Below are 15,202 nucleotides of genomic sequence, written 5' to 3'. Positions count from 1 at the left end.
CACTCGTCGACACACACGCCTGACCCGCCCCGTTCACCGAAGCCGTCAGCGTCGGACCACCCGCCACCACAAACTGCACCGTCCCCGGCTGCACCGAGCACGTACTCGGCGGTGTCACCGTGACCTGCGCACACAACTGCACCGGCTGACCACACACCGGCGACACCGTCGGCGACGAGAACACCGTCGTCGACGCCCCCTGACCGATCGTGAGCGGGGTCAGGCCGGAGTTCGACGCGGCGAAGTTGGTGTCGCCGAGGTAGAAGGCCGCGACCTGGTGGGTGCCCACGCTCAGGCCGGGCACGTTGACGGAGGCGTTTCCGAAGGGGTCGAGGGTCCCGTTCACCGCCGGCCCGTCGGCGCTGATGATGAAGGTGACCGTGCCGGTGGGCGTTCCACTGCCCGGGGGTAGCGCCGCCACATTGGCGGTCAGCGTCACCGTCTCCCCGCAGACGGGGGAAGGCGGCACAAAGGTGACGGTGGTGACCGTCGCCGCCTGGTTGACCAGCTGAATGGTCGTCCCGAACGAGGGGTCCAGATTGGTGTCGTTGGCGTAGTTGGCCGTGACCAGATGGGAGCCGACGGCGAGCGAGGCGTCGGTCACGCTGGCCTGTCCGAAGGCGTCGACCGGCACGGGGCCCAAGGTCGGTCCACCGGTGATGACGAAGGTGACGTCCCCGTCCGGCGTGAACACCGAGAGCGGGTCGGTGACCGTGGCGGTGTAGGTGACGGTCTGCCCGAAGACCGAGGGGTTCGGCGTCGAGGTCACCATCGTGTTTGAGGCAGGCATAAGAGCGGCCCCTTCCGATTGCGGATGGGATGAGCCGCCCGGCTCCGCACGACATACGCCGCGCGGAGCCATGGCCTCTGCGCGGGGGTGCCCATACAACCGGCTGTCTACGTCAAGTCGACAAGCCGAATGTCCCCCGACAGAGGTATGGGCGACCCACCAGTCGGTATCTGCAAGTAAGCAGGGGCCTACCTCCGATGGGCCAGGGCGCGGACAGCGAATCCACTCGGATGGCGCAGCGCCAAGCCGCGCGCGATCACGCGCGGGCGTGGTAATGCGCATCCGCGCAGGCAGAGGCCGCGCCTGGGGGGCGGCAACGGTGGTACGACATGACGACGCGGCCCCGCCCGGCGAGGGCGGGGCCGCGATGGGGGTCGCGTGGGCCGGGGCTAGCGCTCCGACTCGGCCGCGGCGGTCTCCCGGACCGGCTCGACCAGCACCGTCACAATGCGGTTGCGGCGGCCCGCCGGGGATTCGGCGGTCAGCCGCAGGGCCTTGAGGGCGGGGTCGGTGCCGCCCTCGGGGATCTCGACCTCGGACGTGGCGCCCGCGATCGGCACCCGGCCCAGCGCCTTGGCGAGCAGCCCGCCCACCGTCTCGACGTCCTCGTCCTCCAGCGCCGTCCCGTACAGCTCACCGAGGTCGCCGAGGGCGAGCCGGGCGGTGACCCGGTGGGTGCCGTCACCGAGGTCCTGGACGGGCGGCAGTTCGCGGTCGTACTCATCGGTGATCTCACCGACGATCTCCTCAAGGATGTCCTCGATGGTGACGATGCCGGCCGTGCCGCCGTACTCGTCGATGACGACGGCGACGTGATTGCGCTCCCGCTGCATCTCGCGCAGCAGATCGCCCGCGTTCTTGGTGTCGGGGACGAAGGTGGCGGGCCGCATGGTGGTGGAGACCAGCTCGGACTCGGCGTCCCGGTTGATATGCGTCTTGCGGACCAGATCCTTGAGGTAGACGATCCCCACAATGTCGTCCTCGTTCTCCCCGGTGACCGGGATCCGGGAGAAGCCGGAGCGCAGCGCGAGGGTGAGGGCCTGCCGGATGGTCTTGAAGCGCTCGATCGCGACGAGGTCGGTGCGCGGCACCATCACCTCGCGCACCAGGGTGTCGCCGAGCTCGAAGACGGAGTGGACCATGCGCCGCTCCTCGTCCTCGATCAGCGACTCCTTCTCGGCGAGGTCGACCAGCGCGCGCAGCTCCGCCTCGGAGGCGAAGGGGCCCTTACGGAAGCCCTTGCCGGGGGTGAGCGCGTTACCGATGAGGATCAGCAGCGGCGGGATCGGGCCCATGACGCGGGCCAGCGGCAGCAGCACATAGGCGGCGGCGGTGGCAGTGTTGAGCGGATGCTGGGCGCCGATGGTGCGCGGCGAGACGCCGACGGCGACGTACGAGACCAGGACCATCACGCCGATCGCGACGGTCAGCGCCTTCCAGGTCTCGTCGAACTCGCGCAGACAGGCGTAGGTGACGACGGCGCCCGCCGCCACCTCGCAGGCGACCCGGACCAGCAGCGCCACATTGAGATAGCGGGTGGGGTCCTCGGCGACCTGCATCAGCTTGGCGGCGCCGCGCCGCCCGGAGCGCACGGCCTCCTCGGCGCGGAAGCGGGTGGTGCGGGCGAGCCCCGCCTCGGCGCACGCCGCCAGCCAGGCGACGACGACCAGCAGGACGGCCGCCGTGACGAGCTGCCCGGTCATCGGGTGGTGGGGGCCGGGGAGGGGCCGGTCAGGCCTTGCTCCGCGCGCCAGCCGTCGACGATCGCGGCCTGCAGCCCGAACATCTCGGCGCGCTCGTCAGGCTCCTCGTGGTCATAGCCGAGGAGGTGGAGGACGCCGTGGACGGTGAGCAGCTGGAGCTCCTCGTCCATGGAGTGCCCGGTCGGCGCCTCCTCCCCCTGCTTCTTGGCGACCTCGGGGCAGAGCACGATGTCCCCGAGGAGGCCCTGCGGGGGCTCCTCGTCGTCCTTGGCGGGCGGGCGCAGCTCGTCCATCGGGAAGGACATGACATCGGTCGGACCCGGCAGATCCATCCACTGGATATGGAGCTGCTCCATGGCGTCGGCGTCGACGACGATCACCGAGAGCTCGGAGAGCGGGTGGATACGCATCCGGGCGAGGGCGTACCGGGCGACGTCCAGCACCGCCCGTTCGTCGATGTCCGTACCGGATTCGTTGTTGACGTCGATCGCCATGGGGGTTCTGTTTTACTTTCCGTTGCGGCTGTCGTACTGCTCGTACGCGTCGACGATACGGCCGACCAGCTTGTGGCGGACCACGTCCTTGCTGGTGAGCAGGGAGAAGTGGACGTCGTCGACGCCCTCCAGGATTTCCCGCACCTGGCGCAGACCGCTCTTGGTCCCGCCCGGGAGGTCGACCTGGGTGACATCACCCGTGATCACGATCTTGGAGTCGAAGCCGAGCCGGGTGAGGAACATCTTCATCTGCTCGGGGTTCGTGTTCTGCGCCTCGTCCAGGATGATGAACGCGTCATTGAGCGTACGGCCGCGCATATACGCCAGCGGGGCGACCTCGATCGTGCCCGCGGCCATCAGGCGCGGGATGGAGTCGGGGTCGAGCATGTCGTGCAGCGCGTCGTACAGCGGCCGCAGATACGGGTCGATCTTCTCGTAGAGCGTGCCGGGCAGGAAGCCGAGCCGCTCACCCGCCTCGACGGCCGGCCGGGTCAGGATGATCCGGGTGACCTGCTTTGACTGGAGCGCCTGGATCGCCTTGGCCATGGCCAGATAGGTCTTGCCGGTGCCGGCGGGGCCGATGCCGAAGACGACGGTGTGCTTGTCGATCGCGTCGACATAGCGCTTCTGGTTGAGCGTCTTGGGGCGGATCGTGCGGCCGCGGTTGGAGAGAATGTTCTGTGTGAGCACCTCGGCGGGCGTCTCCTCCGCTCCGTCCGCACCGTTCTCCGCCGCGCGCAGCATGGAGATCGAGCGCTCCACCGCATCCTCCGTCATCGGTTGACCGGTGCGGAGCACCAGCATCATCTCATCGAAGAGACGCTGCACCAGAGCGACTTCATTCGGGTCCCCGGTCGCGCTGACTTCGTTGCCCCGGACATGGATATCGGTCGCCGGGAACGCCTTTTCGATCACACGCAGCAGCGAATCACCAGATCCTAGGACCATGACCATGGGGTGCTTGGTCGGGACCGTGAACTGCGCATGCGCCTGCGGTGCTGTGGTTGGTTGCGTCATGGGCCGGCTCTCGGGCCTGCTCCTACCTCCTGAGACATAGGTTCTCGCTGCTCGACAACCTAGGAGTACAAGGGTACGACGGCGCACCGACAAGGCCCGAGTGCTTTTACTCCATTCCGCTCATCACACCGCCCACCAGGCCCGGGGCCCGGGCCTAGGCCCGGCGGAAGCCGATGGTGGGGACCGCGCGGCGCAGGGGGCCGCCCCGGGCGGCGGCGGGGAGTATGCGGTCGAGGAAGGCATAGCGGCGCAGGGGCTGGTCGTCGTAGGTGCGGGCATGCTGCCACCAGGCCGCGATCTCGACCCAGCCGGGCGCGGACAGCGAGCCGCCGAACTCCTGCACGGACAGCGCGGCGGTCAGCCCGGCGAAGGCCAGCCGGTCGGCGAGCGGCCAGTCGGCGAGCGTGCCGGTGACGAACCCCGCGACGAAGACGTCCCCGGCGCCGGTCGGGTCCAGTGCCTCCACGGCGATCGCGGGCACCTCGGCGGTCTCACCGGTGCGGCCGTCGACCGCGTACGCCCCCTCGGAGCCCAGCGTGACGACGGCGAGGGGCACCAGATCGGCCAGCGCGCGGGCGGCGGCGCGCGGGCAGTCGGTGCGGGTGTAGCGCATCGCCTCGGCGGCGTTGGGCAGGAACGCCTCGCAGTGCTCCAGATCGGCGAGGTCGGCCGGGTCCCAGCGGCCGGTCTCGTCCCAGCCGACGTCCGCGAAGACCCGGCTGCCGTGGCGGGCGGCCTCGGCGACCCACTCCTCGCGGCGGCCGGGCACCAGGGAGGCGATGGCGGCGCGGGCCGGGGGCGGGCAGCTGGGGGCGGGCTCCTCGGGCGGCGGCGCCTCATGGCCGTGGGAGACCATGGTGCGCTCGCCCTCGTAGGCCATGGAGACGGTCACCGGGGAGTGCCAGCCGGGGATCGTACGGGACAGCGACAGGTCGATGCCCTCGCCGCGGTCCAGCGCGTCGCGACAGTAGTCCCCGTAGTGGTCGTCGCCGAAGGCGGCGGCGAGCGAGGTGCGCAGGCCCAGCCGGGCCAGGGCGGTGGCCATATTGGCGACACCGCCGGGGCTGGAGCCCATACCGCGGGCCCAGGACTCGGTGCCGCGGACGGGGGCGGAGTCCAGACCGGTGAAGATGATGTCGAGGAAGACGGTACCGGTGAGATACACGTCGCGGGCGGGGTCGCCGGGCCTGCGAACGGCCGCGAGCGGGTCGAGCAGGGGGCAGCCCGCCGCGAGCTTGTCGCCGTCGTGTGTCGTCACCGTGCGCTCCCAGGTCGTACCGGTCTGTCGTCCTCGTCGTTTCTCGTCGCCGGATTCAGGTGCCGCCAGTGTGCACGATCGCGACAGCGGGGCGAGCCGACGGCCCGGCCCGCCCGTACCGGCCTCAGCGCCGCTTGGGCAGCGCCACGCTCACCAGGTCCTGGGCGACCGTGAGCTCGCCCTCGAAGCCGGCCGCCCGCGCCTGCCGCTCGAATTCCACCGGATCCCCGTACCGCTGCGAGAAGTGCGTCAGCACCAGATGCCGCACCCCCGCCCCGGCCGCGAGCCGGGCCGCCTGCCCGGCCGTCAGATGCCCGTACTCGACGGCCAGCGGCTCGTCCTCATCCAGGAAGGTCGACTCGATCACCAGCAGATCGCACCCCCGCGCCAGCGCATGCGCGCCGTCGCACAGCCGGGTGTCCATGACGAAGGCGAAGGTCTGCCCCCGCCGCACCTCGCTGACCTCCTCGAGCCCGATCGTGCGCCCGTCCCGCTCCAGTCCCCCCTCCCGCTGGAGCCGGCCGATCTCCGGCCCGCGGATGCCGAACGCCGCCAGCCGCTCGGGCACCATGCGGCGGCCGTCGGGCTCGGTGAGCCGGTAGCCGTAGGACTCGACGGGGTGCGAGAGCCGGGCCGCCTCCAGGGTGTACGCGGGGGTCTCGGCCAACACCCCGCCGTCGCCGCTGACGGGCTGCTCGGCCAGGACTACCGTCTCGCGGTAGGCGGTCGCGTAGCGCAGCCGCTCGAAGAAGCGCTGCCCGCTCGCCGGATAGTGCGCGGTCACCGGGTGCGGCACCCGGTCGAGGTTGATCCGCTGGATCACCCCGGCGAGCCCCAGCGAATGGTCCCCGTGGAAGTGCGTGACGCAGATGCGGTCGATGTCATGGGCGGAGACACCGGCCCGCACCATCTGGCGCTGCGTGCCCTCGCCGGGGTCGAAGAGGATGCCCTCGCCGTCCCAACGCAGCAGATAGCCATTGTGGTTGCGGTGCCGGGTCGGGACCTGGCTCGCGGTGCCGAGGACGATCAGTTCACGTGCGGACAAGGGACTATCCGGGGGGCCAGTTGAAGCCGCGGCCGCCGAGGACGTGGGCATGGGCGTGGAAGACGGTCTGGCCGGCGCCCGAGCCGGTGTTGAACACCACGCGGAAACCCGTGCGGTCGATCTTCTCGTCGGCGGCGACCGTGCCCGTCTCGCACAGCACATCCGCGGTGATCTGCGGCTCTGCCGCCGCGAGGGCGGCGGCGTCCGGGTAGTGCACCTTGGGGATCACCAGGACGTGGGTCGGCGCCTGGGGGTTGATGTCGCGGAAGGCGACCGTGGTGTCGGTCTCCCGGATGACCGTGGCCGGCACCTCCCCCGAGACAATCTTGCAGAACAGGCAGTCGGCCTGCGGTTCTCCCGCCATTGCCCTGGGCCTCCTCGGTGTACGCCGGTCAGTTCAGCCACATGCTATCCGTCCGTGGGCATACGCCTCTTGAGAGCGGCTCTGCTGATCCAGGAGACGATGATCATCAGCCAGAGGGTGGGGACGAAGAGCACCCCGAAGTAGCCGGTACTCGGCCACGGCACGACAGCCAGGAGCACGCCGGCGAAGGCCACCAGCGCCACGGCGCAGCCCATCGCCACCACCGGGCGGCAGCGGCGGGCGAGCAGGAGGAGCGGGGCACGCAGCCGCTCGGGCACCCGCCGCGGCAACCGCCGGACCCAGAGCGCCCAGAGGGCGGCGATGACCACGAGCCCCGCCGGCCGCCAGGTGATTTCGCCCGGCATCCCTACCTCGGTTTCCGCCGTGGCCGCCGCCGCGATCAGCCCGAGGAAGAGCGTCAGGAACGCCAGCCAGCGGGCCTTCGTCATGGTCGCCCAGCTCATGACCTCCAGGTTGTAGCGGGCGTCACGGTCCTCCAAGTCGAGGGCTCGGCCTCCGCCGGATCCGCCGGCTGCGCCGGCACGAAGCGGGGCGGCACGAGGCCGGTGACTTCCTCCTCGGCGGTCTTCCAGTCGAAGCCCGGCCGCGAACCGGTTTCGGTGGGCGGCGCCGGCGCCCCGACGGCGCGGGCCATCAGCGCCCGCGCCTCGGCGTTCCCCGGGTCGCGCTGCAGGGCCGCCGCCGCTTCGGCGATCGCGTTCTGCCCGTGCCCGCCGTCCAGCAGCAGCCCCGCCAGGTGCAGTCGCAGGGTATGTCGTCGGGGGCGGCGGCGACGGCCGCGCGCAGGCTGTGGATCAGCGGTGACTCGTCGGGCATGAACCCAGCTTGTGCGAAGGCTATTTGCCCTTGTCGCTCCCGGCCGTGGTCCGGTGGTCCCAGGGGTGGGTGCGGGTCGGCCTGGGGTTCTTGGTCTCCCGGCCGCCGTCGCAGTCCCCGATCACGTTGGCCTCGAAGACCCGGTGGCCCTCAACCTCGGCCGTCAGGTCGCCCCGTACGCAGTGGTTCTGCCACACATAGGTGACCTTGCCGGTGACCCTGATGTCCTTGTCGTTCTCGGTCTTGCCCCGGCAGTCCACCGACGCGTTCGTCTCACGGGCCGTACCTTGCGAGGCCGAAGCACCGGCCGTCCGGCCGCCCTTCAGGTCCGCGTTGCAGGTCATCCAGCGGACCTCGATGCCGCCCTTCTCCAGGGCGCGCGAGGCGACCTTGTCCGTGGTGACCGCGACACCGACGGAGCTCATCCCGCCGTCCTTCGGATCACACCCCGTCACCGCGACGACCGCCGTGACCGCCGCCGCGACGGCCGGAAGTGCCCGCTTGTACCTGACTCGCCTCAATACCCCCATAGAGGACAGGTTCCCACCGGGGGAGACGAACCGGAAGACCATCGTCGGCCACGGTGGCCGCTCAGCTCCAGCGCCCCGTACGCCCCAGGAGCAGCGCGGCGGCGGCCGTTCCGGCCGTGGAGGTGCGCAGCACGCTCGGGCCCAGCCGGTACGGCCGCGCGCCGGACTCGGCGAAGGCCGCCAACTCCTCCGGGGACACTCCCCCTTCCGGCCCCACGACCAGCACGATCTCACCCTCGTGCGGCAGTTGGGCCGTCGCGAGGGGCTCGCTGCCCTCCTCGTGCAGAACGGCCGCGAAAGAGGCTTCGGCGAGAAGTCGGGCAACCTGTTTGGTCGTCATCGCGTCCGTGACCTCCGGGAAGGTCAGCCGGCGGGACTGCTTGCCCGCCTCGCGGGCGGTCGCCCGCCACTTGCCGAGCGCCTTCAGCCCGCGCTCGCCCTTCCACTGGGTGATACAGCGCGCCGCCGCCCACGGCACGACGGCGTCGACGCCCGTCTCCGTCATGGTCTCCACGGCCACCTCGCCGCGGTCGCCCTTCGGCAGCGCCTGGACGACGGTGATCCGCGGGTTCGGCGCCGCCTCCCGGCGCACCTCGGCCACCTCGACCAGCAGCCGGTCCTTGCCCTCGACGGCCGCCACGGCGCCGTACACGCCCGTGCCGTGGCCGTCCGTCAGGACGACGGGCTCACCGACGCGCAGCCGCCGTACGGACACGGCGTGCCGCCCCTCCGGCCCGTCCAGCGCGATCCGGGCCCCCGCGGCCGCCCCCGCCAGGGAGTCGGCCAGGAACACGGGGGCGGTCATGACACCGCACCGCGCTGGGGCAGGAGGTTCAACGCGGCCCGCGCCGCGTCCAGTTCGACGGCCAGCGTCTCCACCAGACGCCCGGCGGGCAGCTCTCGCGCCAGCCGGTGCCCCTGCCCGGCCCACAGCGCCATGCCCTGCGGATCGCCCGCCTTGGCCGCGGCCTTGCGCAGCCCGGAGGTGAGGTGGTGCAGCTGGGGGTAGGCGGCGGGGGCGTACGGGCCGTGCTCGCGCATGAAGCGGTTGACCAGGCCCCGGGCCGGCCGACCGGAGAAGGCGCGGGTCAGCTCGGTCCGGCCGAACAGCGGGTCGGTCATGGCCCGCTTGTGCAGCGGGTTGGCCCCCGACTCGGGGCAGACCAGGAACGCGGTCCCCAACTGGGCCGCGCACGCGCCCGCCGCCAGCGCCGCCGCGATCTGCGACCCGCGCATCAGCCCGCCCGCCGCGATGACCGGGATCTGCACGTACTCACGGACCAGCGTGATCAGCGACAGCAGACCGAGCCCGGCGCCCATACCGACGGCGGCCGGATCGTTCCGGTAGCTGCCCTGGTGGCCGCCGGCCTCCACGCCCTGGACGCACACGGCGTCGGCGCCCGCCCACTGGGCGGTCTGCGCCTCGACCGGCGAGGTCACGGTGACGACCGTACGGGTGCCGACCCTGGCGAGGGCGTCGAGAACGGGGCGGGTGGGGCAGCCGAAGGTGAACGAGACGACCGGCACCGGGTCGTCGAGGAGGATGGCGAGCTTGGCGTCGTACGCGTCGTCGGACCCCGAACCGGGGTCGCCGAGCGAGGTCTCGTACCAGGCCGCCTCGCCCGCGAGCTGCTCGCTGTAGACCTCGATGGCGGCCGGGTCGGCGGTGGTCGGCTGCGGCATGAACAGATTGACGCCGAAGGGCCGGTCCGTCAGCCCCCGCAGCTGTTTGATCTCTTCGTACATCGCCTCCGGCGTCTTGTAGCCGGCGGCGAGAAATCCGAGGCCGCCGGCCTGGGAGACGGTGGCGGCGAGCTGCGGGCAGGAGGCTCCGCCCGCCATCGGCGCCTGCACGATCGGATACCGAAAGAGATCGGTCAGTGCGGTGGACATGGCCACATCGTGCCATGCCCTCCGCACCGGCCCATCACCGGATCACCGTCCGTTGCACGCGTCCCCGGCCGGGCGCCTACCGACCGTTGAACGCGTCCTTGAGGCGCGAGAACAGCCCCTGCTGCCCCGGCTTGAATTCCCCTATCGGGCGCTCCTCGCCGCGCAGCTTGGACAGCCGCCGCAGCAGCTCCTCCTGCTCCGGGTCGAGCTTGGTCGGGGTCATCACCTCGACATGCACGATCAGATCGCCTCGGCCGCCGCCGCGCAGATGGGTGACGCCCCGCTGGTGCAGCGGGATCGACTGGCCGGACTGGGTGCCGGGCCGGATGTCGACCTCCTCCAGCCCGTCCAGCGTCTCCAGCGGCACCTTGGTGCCCAGCGCCGCCGCCGTCATCGGGATGGTCACCGTGCAGTGCATATCGTCGCCGCGCCGCTGGAAGACCGCGTGCGGCACCTCGTGGATCTCCACATACAGGTCGCCCGCCGGGCCGCCACCCGGGCCGACCTCGCCCTCGCCCGCCAGCTGGATCCGGGTGCCGTTGTCCACACCGGCCGGGATCTTCACCGTCAGCGTGCGCCGCGAACGGATCCGCCCGTCGCCCGCGCACTCCGGGCACGGGGTCGGCACCACGGTGCCGAAGCCCTGGCACTGCGGACACGGCCGCGAGGTCATGACCTGGCCCAGGAAGGACCGCGTCACCTGCGAGACCTCACCGCGGCCACGGCACATGTCGCAGGTCTGCGCCGAGGTGCCCGGCGCCGCGCCCTCGCCGCTGCACGTGGTGCAGACGACGGCGGTGTCGACCTGGATGTCCTTCGTCGTCCCGAACGCGGCCTCGCTGAGCTCCACATCGAGACGGATCATCGCGTCCTGGCCGCGCCGGGTCCTGGACCGCGGGCCGCGCTGCGACGCGGTGCCGAAGAAGGCGTCCATGATGTCGGAGAAGTTGCCGAAGCCCGCGCCGAAGCCACCGGCCCCGCCGCCTCCGGCCGCGCCCGACATCGGGTCCCCGCCCAGGTCGTAGACCTGCTTCTTCTGCGGGTCCGACAAGACCTCGTAAGCGGCGTTGATCTCCTTGAACCGCTCCTGGGTCTTCGGGTCCGGGTTCACATCCGGGTGCAGCTCGCGTGCGAGCCGGCGGAATGCCTTCTTGATCTCGTCCTGCGAGGCATCACGCCGCACGCCCAGGACTGCGTAGTAGTCCGTCGCCACTTACGACTCCGCCAGGATCTGTCCGACGTAACGTGCCACTGCGCGTACCGCTCCCATCGTTCCGGGGTAGTCCATGCGGGTCGGTCCGACCACGCCGAGTTTGGCGACCGCCTCGTCGCCCGAACCGTAGCCGACCGCGACGACCGAGGTGGCGGTGAGCCCCTCGTGAACATTCTCATGCCCGATTCGCACGGTCATACCCGAGTCCTTGGCCTCACCGAGCAGCTTGAGAAGGACGACCTGCTCCTCAAGTGCCTCCAGAACGGGCCGGATCGTCAGGGGGAAATCATGCACGAAACGCGTGAGGTTCGCGGTGCCGCCGATCATCAGCCGCTCCTCGGTCTCCTCGACAAGCGTCTCGAGCAAGGTCGCCAGTACGGTCGAGACCGTCCCCCGGTCCTCCTGTTCGAAGGACTCCGGAAGATCCTGCACCAACTGCGGCACATCCGCGAACCGCCGCCCCACGACCCGGCTGTTGAGCCGGGCCCGCAGATCCGCGAGCGACTCCTCGCTCACCGGAGTCGGGCAGTCCACCATGCGCTGCTCGACCCGCCCGGTGTCGGTGATCAGCACCAGCATCACCCGGGCCGTGGCCAGCGGCAGCAGCTCCACATGGCGCACCGTCGAACGCGTCAGCGACGGGTACTGCACCACCGCGACCTGCCGGGTCAGCTGCGCCAGCAGCCGGACCGTGCGCCCCACCACATCGTCGAGGTCGACGGCGCCGTCCAGGAAATTCTGAATGGCCCGGCGCTCCGGAGTGGACAGCGGCTTCACTCCGGCCAGCTTGTCCACGAAGAGCCGGTAGCCCTTGTCCGTGGGGATCCGCCCGGCGCTCGTATGCGGCTGGGCGATGAAGCCCTCGTCCTCCAGCGCGGCCATGTCGTTACGCACCGTGGCCGGGGAGACCCCCAGCCGGTGCCGCTCGGTGAGCGCCTTGGAGCCGACCGGCTCCTCCGTCCCGACATAGTCCTGGACAATGGCACGCAGCACTTCGAGCCTGCGTTCGCTGAGCACCCCGCGCACCTCCAGTCCAGCGGTCTCATCAGGTCGTCCCCCTGGCACTCAAAGGTCACGAGTGCCAGAACCCCCTAGCCAGTGTACGGCGGGGGCCGGTGGCATGGGCAAGAGCCGCCGTGTGGCGGCTCCTGCCCGACCCGCCACGCTATCGCCCCGAGAGCTAGCGTCTCGGTATGGAGACGTATTGGGAAGAGGCGGGCTGGGAACAGCTCGCACCCGGTGTCGCCCGCCGCCGGATGCCGGGCTGGGACGAGACGACCGGCGTGATCGTCGGCGAGACCGACGTCCTCGTCGTGGACACCGGCGCGACGCTGCGCGACGGCGCCGAGATCCGTCGCCAGATCACCCGGCTCTCCGGCCGCCGCCCCACCCGCATCGCGCTGACCCATCCGCATTTCGACCACGTCCTCGGCACCGCCGCCTTCGCGGGCTGCGAGGTGTACGGGGCCGCCGGGCTCGACGAGCTGCTGCGCCGCGACAGGGAGCCGCTGCGCGACAGCGCCATCCGGCAGGGCGTGGACCGGGACGCCGCCACCGAGGCCGCTGATCACCTCGTACTCCCCCACCATGGGGTCTCCGGCGAGCTCACCCTCGACCTGGGCGGCCGCCCCGTCCTCCTGGCGAACGTGGGCCCCGGCCATACCGCCTATGACCTGGCCGTCCTGGTCCCGGGCCGGCCCGAGGTGGTCTTCTGCGGCGACCTGGTCGAGGAGTCGGGCCCGCCCCAGGCGGGGCACGATGCGATCCCCACCCACTGGCCCGCCGCCCTCGACCGGCTGCTCGCCCTCGGCGGCGAGGACGCGCTGTACGTCCCGGGCCACGGCGCCGTCGTGGACGCCGCGTTCGTCCGCGCCCAACGCGACGAACTGGCCGCCCGCTTCGGCGTGTCTCACTGACACCCCGCGCTATCGTCATCCGGATGCGACAGTACGACCCGGACCTGACCCCGCCCTGGAAGCGGCAGCAGCCGGCCCCCGAGGTCCCCGCCGACCCGGACCTCGTCGTCGAGGAGGTCACCACCGGGTTCTGCGGTGCGGTGATCCGCTGCGAGAAGACCGCCCAGGGGCCCTCCGTCACCCTCGAGGACCGCTTCGGCAAGCACCGCGTGTTCCCCATGGAGCCCCGGGGCTTCCTCCTGGAGGGACGCGTCGTCACCCTTGTACGCCCGCGCACGGCGGCCCCCAGCACGCCCCGGCGCACGGCCTCCGGCTCGATCGCCGTCCCGGGAGCGCGCGCGAGGGTCGCCCGCGCGGGGCGCATCTACGTCGAGGGGCGCCATGACGCGGAGCTGGTGGAGCGGGTCTGGGGCGACGATCTGCGGATCGAGGGCGTCGTCGTGGAATACCTGGAGGGCGTCGACGACCTCCCCGCCATCGTCCGTGACTTCTCCCCCGGCCCGGACGCCCGGCTCGGCGTCCTGGTCGACCATCTGGTGACCGGCTCCAAGGAGTCCCGTATCGCCGCACAGGTCACCGACGAGAACGTCCTGATCGTCGGCCACCCCTACATCGACGTCTGGGAGGCCGTGAAGCCGTCCTCGGTCGGCATCCAGTCCTGGCCGACCGTGCCGCACGGCCAGGACTGGAAAAAGGGCGTCTGCCGCGCCCTGGGCTGGCCCGAGAACACCGGCGCCGCCTGGCAGCGGATCCTCTCCTCGGTCCACACCTACAAGGACCTCCAGCCGGAGCTGCTGGGGCGGGTGGAGCACCTGATCGACTTCGTGACGGTCCAGGGGCCCTAGTCGACCAGATCCCTGACCACGGCGTCCGCCAGCAGCCGCCCCCGCAGCGTGAGCACCGCCCGCCCCTTCTCGTACGGCTCCGGCTCCAGCAGCCCGTCCTCCAGCGCCCGCGCCGCGGCCCGCGCCCCGGCCGGGCGCAGCAGCGCCAGCGGGCACCCCTCGGCCAGCCGCAGCTCCAGCAGAATCCGCTCCACCCGACGCTCCTCGTCGGCCAGCACCTCCCGGCCCGCCCCGGGCGACCGGCCCTCGCTCAGCGCCTGCGCGTACGCCCCGGGGTGCTTCACGTTCCACCACCGCACGCCGCCCACATGGCTGTGCGCGCCGGGTCCGGCGCCCCACCAGTCGGCGCCGCGCCAGTACAGCTCGTTATGGCGGCACCGGCCCTGGGCCGACGTCGCCCAGTTGGAGACTTCGTACCACTCGAACCCCGCCGCCGACAGCATCTCCTCGGCGATCAGATACCGGTCCGCATGCACATCGTCATCGGTCATCGGCACCTCCCCCCGCCGGATCCGCCGCGCCAGCTGGGTGCCCTCCTCGACGATCAGCGCATACGCCGACACATGGTCCGGCCCCGCCCCCAGCGCCGCCTCCAGCGAGGCCCGCCAGTCCGCGTCGCTCTCGCCCGGCGTCCCGTAGATGAGATCCAAGTTGACATGATCGAACCCCGCGGCCCGCGCCTCCGCCACACACGCCTCCGGCCGCCCCGGCGTATGCGTACGGTCCAGCACCCGCAGCACATGCTGCCGGGCGCTCTGCATCCCGAACGAGACCCGGTTGAACCCCGCCTCCCTCAGCTCGGCCAGATACCGCGGATCCACCGACTCAGGATTGGCCTCGGTCGTGACCTCGGCCCCCTCCGCGAGCCCGAACTCCTCCCGGATCGCCCCCAGCATCCGGCCCAGATCCCCCGCCGCGAGCAAGGTCGGCGTCCCGCCCCCGACGAACACGGTCTCCACGGGCCTCCGGTCGTCCCCGAGCACCTTCCGCGCCAGCCGTATCTCCTCCACGACCAGCTCGGCGTAGTTGTCCCGCGAGGCGAGCACCCCGCCGGAGCCGCGCAGCTCACTGGCGGTGTACGTGTTGAAGTCGCAGTACCCGCAGCGGGTGGCGCAGTAGGGCACGTGCAGATAGAACCCCAGCGGCCGGTCCGCCGCCCCGTCGAGCGCGCTTGCGGGCAGCGCGCCGTCTTCGGGCATGGGCTCACCATCGGGCAATACGGAAGGCATGACCCCATTGTCCGCCATCCCCACACTCCCCGGGTCCCGGTGCGGGTGGTGGGCGCCTGCGGCGGGCG

The 15,202-nt window shown here is 71.5% G+C and carries 16 protein-coding genes and 1 pseudogene; 2 read left to right on the top strand and 15 right to left on the bottom strand.

Translation table 11 applies throughout. The annotated features are described in order from the left end of the window. From ABZS71_RS06875 to hrcA, 14 genes and pseudogenes are all read right to left on the bottom strand, one after another. Positions 1-790 (bottom strand): Ig-like domain-containing protein (locus ABZS71_RS06875; protein WP_356208081.1); only part of this gene is annotated, 790 nt, incomplete at its 3' end. Between the two features lie 389 nt (positions 791-1,179). Next, entirely contained in the window at positions 1,180-2,493 is a 1,314-nt protein-coding gene (locus ABZS71_RS06870; RefSeq protein WP_355857909.1) for a hemolysin family protein, read from the bottom strand. Beyond that, the gene (ybeY, locus tag ABZS71_RS06865; RefSeq protein WP_356208080.1) at positions 2,490-2,987 is read right to left on the bottom strand and encodes an rRNA maturation RNase YbeY; all 498 of its coding nucleotides are present in this window, start codon (positions 2,985-2,987) and stop codon (positions 2,490-2,492) included. Before ybeY ends, ABZS71_RS06870 begins: the two co-directional genes overlap by 4 nt. 12 nt (positions 2,988-2,999) lie before the next feature. Continuing rightward, positions 3,000-4,004 (bottom strand): PhoH family protein, encoded by a 1,005-nt coding sequence (locus ABZS71_RS06860; protein ID WP_355857903.1) that lies wholly within the window; start codon positions 4,002-4,004, stop codon positions 3,000-3,002. Between the two features lie 154 nt (positions 4,005-4,158). Then, positions 4,159-5,262, bottom strand: coding sequence for a PfkB family carbohydrate kinase (locus tag ABZS71_RS06855; RefSeq protein WP_355857900.1), 1,104 nt, complete (start codon positions 5,260-5,262; stop codon positions 4,159-4,161). Positions 5,263-5,386: 124 nt separating this feature from the next. Next, on the bottom strand, positions 5,387-6,307 hold the full coding sequence (locus tag ABZS71_RS06850) for a ribonuclease Z (RefSeq protein ID WP_355857897.1): 921 nt from the start codon (positions 6,305-6,307) through the stop codon (positions 5,387-5,389). A gap of 4 nt (positions 6,308-6,311) precedes the next feature. After that, a complete protein-coding gene (locus ABZS71_RS06845) occupies positions 6,312-6,671 on the bottom strand; it encodes a histidine triad nucleotide-binding protein (RefSeq protein ID WP_355857894.1) in 360 nt (119 codons plus the stop codon). A gap of 44 nt (positions 6,672-6,715) precedes the next feature. Then, positions 6,716-7,171, bottom strand: a complete 456-nt coding sequence (locus ABZS71_RS06840; RefSeq protein ID WP_356208078.1) for a hypothetical protein — start codon at positions 7,169-7,171, stop codon at positions 6,716-6,718. 35 nt (positions 7,172-7,206) lie between these two features. Then, positions 7,207-7,508: pseudogene (locus tag ABZS71_RS06835) on the bottom strand (tetratricopeptide repeat protein); the annotation flags it as partial. 20 nt (positions 7,509-7,528) lie between these two features. Beyond that, a complete protein-coding gene (locus tag ABZS71_RS06830; RefSeq protein ID WP_355857891.1) occupies positions 7,529-7,933 on the bottom strand; it encodes a hypothetical protein in 405 nt (134 codons plus the stop codon). Between the two features lie 166 nt (positions 7,934-8,099). Next, on the bottom strand, positions 8,100-8,843 hold the full coding sequence (locus ABZS71_RS06825) for a 16S rRNA (uracil(1498)-N(3))-methyltransferase (RefSeq protein WP_356208077.1): 744 nt from the start codon (positions 8,841-8,843) through the stop codon (positions 8,100-8,102). After that, the gene (locus ABZS71_RS06820) at positions 8,840-9,931 is read right to left on the bottom strand and encodes a nitronate monooxygenase (protein WP_356208076.1); all 1,092 of its coding nucleotides are present in this window, start codon (positions 9,929-9,931) and stop codon (positions 8,840-8,842) included. Before ABZS71_RS06820 ends, ABZS71_RS06825 begins: the two co-directional genes overlap by 4 nt. Positions 9,932-10,007: 76 nt before the next feature. Then, on the bottom strand, positions 10,008-11,144 hold the full coding sequence (gene dnaJ, locus ABZS71_RS06815) for a molecular chaperone DnaJ (protein WP_355857882.1): 1,137 nt from the start codon (positions 11,142-11,144) through the stop codon (positions 10,008-10,010). Next, positions 11,145-12,161, bottom strand: coding sequence for a heat-inducible transcriptional repressor HrcA (gene hrcA / locus ABZS71_RS06810; protein ID WP_355857879.1), 1,017 nt, complete (start codon positions 12,159-12,161; stop codon positions 11,145-11,147). It abuts the gene before it with no gap. A gap of 176 nt (positions 12,162-12,337) precedes the next feature. Here hrcA and ABZS71_RS06805 point away from each other — a divergent pair, with 176 nt between their 5' ends. Together ABZS71_RS06805 and ABZS71_RS06800 are read left to right on the top strand one after the other, a co-directional pair. Then, the gene (locus ABZS71_RS06805; RefSeq protein ID WP_356208074.1) at positions 12,338-13,060 is read left to right on the top strand and encodes an MBL fold metallo-hydrolase; all 723 of its coding nucleotides are present in this window, start codon (positions 12,338-12,340) and stop codon (positions 13,058-13,060) included. 23 nt (positions 13,061-13,083) lie between these two features. After that, entirely contained in the window at positions 13,084-13,905 is an 822-nt protein-coding gene (locus tag ABZS71_RS06800; RefSeq protein ID WP_356208072.1) for a DUF3097 domain-containing protein, read from the top strand. Here ABZS71_RS06800 and hemW read toward each other — a convergent pair. Beyond that, positions 13,902-15,134: a radical SAM family heme chaperone HemW gene (hemW, locus tag ABZS71_RS06795; protein WP_356208071.1), complete on the bottom strand. Its 1,233-nt coding sequence runs from the start codon at positions 15,132-15,134 to the stop codon at positions 13,902-13,904. The two genes, ABZS71_RS06800 and hemW, sit on opposite strands and share 4 nt — an antisense overlap. Positions 15,135-15,202: the final 68 nt, after the last annotated feature.

Origin of the sequence: Streptomyces sp. NPDC005393 (genome assembly GCF_040606675.1) — a bacterium.
Classification (GTDB): domain Bacteria; phylum Actinomycetota; class Actinomycetes; order Streptomycetales; family Streptomycetaceae; genus Streptomyces.
Note: the sequence above shows the minus strand (reverse complement) of the source record. Positions and strands in the feature narration are given on the sequence as shown.